Source organism: Pseudonocardia lacus, from assembly GCF_018531445.1.
Classification (GTDB): domain Bacteria; phylum Actinomycetota; class Actinomycetes; order Mycobacteriales; family Pseudonocardiaceae; genus Pseudonocardia; species Pseudonocardia lacus.
Genome location: NZ_JAHDTH010000352.1, coordinates 1 through 4,175, shown reverse-complemented (window position 1 = coordinate 4,175; position 4,175 = coordinate 1). Strand labels below are relative to the sequence as shown.

At 74.4% G+C, this 4,175-nt stretch carries 4 protein-coding genes; all 4 read left to right on the top strand.

Annotated features, from left to right (window positions below):
- Window positions 1-1,577: LCP family protein (locus tag KIK08_RS37555; RefSeq protein ID WP_214408078.1), on the top strand; the 1,577-nt coding region annotated here is incomplete at its 5' end.
- 178 nt (window positions 1,578-1,755) lie between these two features.
- Window positions 1,756-2,067 (top strand): integration host factor, actinobacterial type, encoded by a 312-nt coding sequence (mihF, locus tag KIK08_RS37550; protein WP_214408077.1) that lies wholly within the window; start codon window positions 1,756-1,758, stop codon window positions 2,065-2,067.
- A gap of 94 nt (window positions 2,068-2,161) precedes the next feature.
- Window positions 2,162-3,010 (top strand): alpha/beta fold hydrolase, encoded by an 849-nt coding sequence (locus tag KIK08_RS37545; protein WP_214408076.1) that lies wholly within the window; start codon window positions 2,162-2,164, stop codon window positions 3,008-3,010.
- A 129-nt stretch (window positions 3,011-3,139) separates the two neighbouring features.
- A complete protein-coding gene (locus KIK08_RS37540; protein WP_214408075.1) occupies window positions 3,140-4,039 on the top strand; it encodes a ParA family protein in 900 nt (299 codons plus the stop codon).
- The last annotated feature ends 136 nt before the right edge of the window (window positions 4,040-4,175 follow it).

Below are 4,175 nucleotides of genomic sequence, written 5' to 3'. Positions count from 1 at the left end.
GCACCGGCCGGCCCGCCCGCCCCAAGCGCCCCACGGCCGGGCACGACCCCGACGACGCGGCGGCCGGCGGGCGGAGCCTGGGCCAGGCGCTGGCGGCCACGCTGGCGGCCACCGTGGCCCCCGGCTCCGGCCACCTGATCCTGGGCAGGCGGCGGACCGGCGGGATCATCCTCGGGGTGTTCGCGCTGATCGTCGGCGCGCTCGCGGTCGTCGGGCTGAACGTGGGCCGGCAGGCGCTGCTGGGGACCGTGCTGAACAGCCGCACGCTGGCCATCGCCATGATCGCGATGATCGTCGGCGGGCTGCTGTGGATCGCCACCATCGTGCGCACGTACCTGCTGGCCCGGCCGACCGGCCTGGCCGGCGGGCCGCAGGCGATCGGGGCGGTGGCCGTCGTCGCGCTGTGCCTCGTCGTGGCCGCGCCGCTGGGCTACGGCGCGAACCTGGCCAACACCTCGCGCGCCGTCCTGGACGACCTCTTCCCCGGCAGCGGTGGCGGCACGGCGGCCGCGGTGGCCATCGCCAAGCCGCGGCTGAACGTGCTGCTCGTCGGCAGCGACGCCGGGCCCGACCGCACCGGCACCCGCACCGACACGATGATGGTCGCCAGCATCGACACCGAGACGGGCCGCAGCACGCTGTTCGGCCTGCCGCGCAACATCCAGCGCGCCCAGTTCCCGCCCGATTCGCCGATGGGCGAGCAGTTCCCCAAGGGGTTCCACGACAACTCCGACCCGCTGTCGGGCAACTACCTGCTCAACGCGGTCTACGCCTACGCGCTGGAGCACCCCGACGTCGCCCCGGCCGGGCCGACCGACGACCCCGGCCTGAACCTGCTGCACCAGACCGTCGCCTACATGCTGGGCCTGGACATCGACTACTACGTCGAGGTCAACATGGCCGGCTTCCAGTCGATGATCGACGCGCTGGGCGGGCTGACCGTCGACGTGGGCCCGGAGCCGATCCCGATCGGCGGCATCAGCCCCTCCGGCAAGCTGATCAAGCCCGACGGCTACATCCCCCCCGGCATCCAGGAGCTGACCGGCGAGCAGGCGCTGGCCTTCGCCCGCTCCCGCACCGGCACCACCGACTACGCCCGCATGGGCCGCCAGCGCTGCCTGCTGCAGAACCTGCTGGCCCAGAAGAGCGCCACCGACGTGCTGACGAACTTCCAGGAGATCGCGGCGGTCACCACCGACAGCGTCTCGACCAACGTGCCGCAGGAGGTGCTGCCGGCGCTGGTCGCGCTGGCCGGCAACGAGGGATCGCTGGCGCTGGAGAGCGTCTCGTTCGACCCGAACCTGCCCGACCCGAGCACCGACGACGGGCACTTCAGCACGGCCAACCCCAACTTCGAGTACATGCGCGAGGTCGTGCAGGACGCCATCAACGGCGTCCCGAAGCCGCCGCCGGCGCCCGCGCCGGACGCCCCCTCCCCCACCAAGGACCCCACCGGTGGCGCCGGCGGCGCCCCGGCGCCCGTCGACGAGGCCGAGACGGCCGCGGGCGGGCAGGAGGAGACCGGCGAACCGCTGGCGACCAACGCCCCGACCTCGCTGGCGGCCGCCTGCTCGTGACGTCGGCAACGATCGGGATGCGGCCGGCCAACGGCCCGCTTGGCGTCGTCGACAGATGGGTACGCAGCCCCTCGCGGGGGTCGCTCCGCGTGGCGAACCAGCGTTCTGTCACGCTTGCGGCCATCATGACCTGCGTGTACCCCGTCCGGGGTGGACGCACGGAGAGGAGAACACCGACATGGCACTGCCCACCCTGACTCCCGAGCAGCGCGCCGAGGCCCTCAAGAAGGCCGCCGCCGCGCGCACGGCGCGCAAGGAGCTGCGGGAGTCGATCGCCCGCGGGGACGAGACGATCCCGTCGGTCCTCGACCGGGCCAAGTCCGACTCGATCGTCGGCAAGACCAAGGTCGCCGACCTGCTCAAGAGCCTGCCCGGCTACGGCCCCGCCAAGGTGACCGCCCTGCTGGAGCAGACCGGCATCGACGCCTCGCGGCGCGCCGCCGGCCTGGGCGACCGCCAGCGCCAGGCGCTGATCGACGCCCTGAAGTGACCCCGCGCACCGCCCGGCACTCGACCCCCGTCGGGGTTCCGGGCGGTGCGGGGGCCGCTGCCGACGCCGCGGCCGGCACCGGCAGGCTGTGCCGGTGCACCGCTACGTGGACCGCGACGCCGGCGTCCGGTTGTGGGCCGAGGAGTGCGGCGCCCCTTCGGGCGAGCCGCTGCTGCTGGTCGCCCCGGCCAACCAGTCCGGGGTGGCCTGGCCCGACGAGCTGCTGACCGCCCTCGGGCGGCGGCACCGCGTCATCCGCTACGACCACCGCGACACCGGGCGCTCCGGCGTCGCGGAGGACCCCGGCGAGTACGGCGTGACCGACCTCGCCGCCGACGCGCTGGCCGTGCTCGACGCGTTCGGCGTCGAGCGGGCCCACGTGGTCGGGGTGGCGCTGGGCGGGCTGATCGCCCAGCTGCTCCTGCTCGACCACCCCGACCGGCTGCGCACGGCCTCGCTCGTCTGCAGCACCGCGCTGCGGGCCGCGGACGACCCGGCGCTGCCCGCCCCCGACCCGGCCCTGCTGCGGCTGTGGACCGAGGTCGAGGACCCGCGCGACGACGAGGGCGAGCTCGACTGGCGCGTCGAGCACTGGCGGCTGCTGCACGGCACCGGCAGCCCGTTCGACGCCGCCGGGTTCCGGGCCCTCGAGGAGCGCGTGATCGCGCACAGCGGCCGCGCGGATCCGGTCGCCGCGCACACCTACCTCGACACCACCGGTCTCGACCGGGGCGCCGAGCTGGCCGCGGTGACGGTGCCCACGCTCGTGGTGGAGGCGCCCGACGACCCGGTGCACCCCCCGCCGCACTCCGAGCACCTCGCGGCCCGGATCGGCCGAACGGCGCATCCCGCGCGGTTGGTCCGGATCCCGGGCATGGGCCATGCGGTCAGCGCCGCGGTGGCCGGCCCGCTGGCCGCGGCGGTGCTGGCGCACACCGGCTGAGGGCGGGCGGGGTCGCGGCGGGCGCTCCGGCCGGGCCTGGCACGATGCAGCCACCCAACTGTGTGGCCCCGGGCTGTGCGGCGGCGAGCTGTGCGGCACCGGTGCGCGCCGACCGCGGGAGGAAAACGGGTGAAGGTCGTCTCGGTCATCAACCACAAGGGCGGGGTCGGCAAGACCACGCTCACCGCGAACGTCGGCGCCGGCTTAGCGGCCCGTGGCAAGCGGGTGCTGATGCTCGACCTCGACTCGCAGGCCAGCCTGACCATCTCGTTCTTCACCCAGAACGAGTGGGCCGGCGAGCTGCTGCCGACGCGGACCATCAAGCACTGGTACGACGGCATCGGCACGCCGGAGGCGATGCCGAGCCCGGCGCCGCTGATCGCCAAGCCCCGCCGGGTGCTGGAGCTGCTCTCCCACACCGGCGGCTACCTGGACCTCATCGCCGCGCACCGCGACCTGGCCGACGTCGACACCGCGCTGGCCGCCGAGCTGCGCGGGCAGCCCCAGCTCTACGTCGACCTGCACAGCAGGCTGCGCGATGGCCTCGCGCACGCCGCGCTGTCCGAGTACGACGTGGTGCTGATCGACTGCGCGCCCAACTTCGGGCTGATGGCCAAGAACGCCGTGGCCGCCAGCAACCTGCTGCTCATCCCGACCAAACCCGACTACCTGTCCACCAGCGGCATCGACTCGCTGGGCATGAAGATCCGGGCCTTCGTCGACGAGTACAACGAGCACCGCAACGGCAGCGGCGGCCAGATCTCCCGGCCGCCGGCCGCGGTCATCTTCACGATGGTGCAGAACCTCGACGGCAAGCCGATCGAGACCCAGCGCAGCGTCATCAGCCGGATCGAGGCGCGCGGCGTGCCCACCTTCGAGACCACCATCCGCGACAGCAAGTCCGTCTACGGCCCGGCGCCCGAGCACGGTGTGCCGGTGATCCTCGGCGGCACCGGGCGGGCGCAGACCCGCGAGCTGCGCGAGCTGGTCAGCGAGGTGTCCGACCAGCTCGACCGGACGGCGGCGTGAAGCGCCAGGTGAGCGAGGCGGCGACGCAGCTGGACGGCGGCGCGGAGCCGGCGCAGGTGTGCGCGCTGGCCGCCGCCGCGCTGCGCGAGGCGGCCCGGCTGGTGGCCGAGCTGACGCCCGGGCAGCTGGCCGAGCT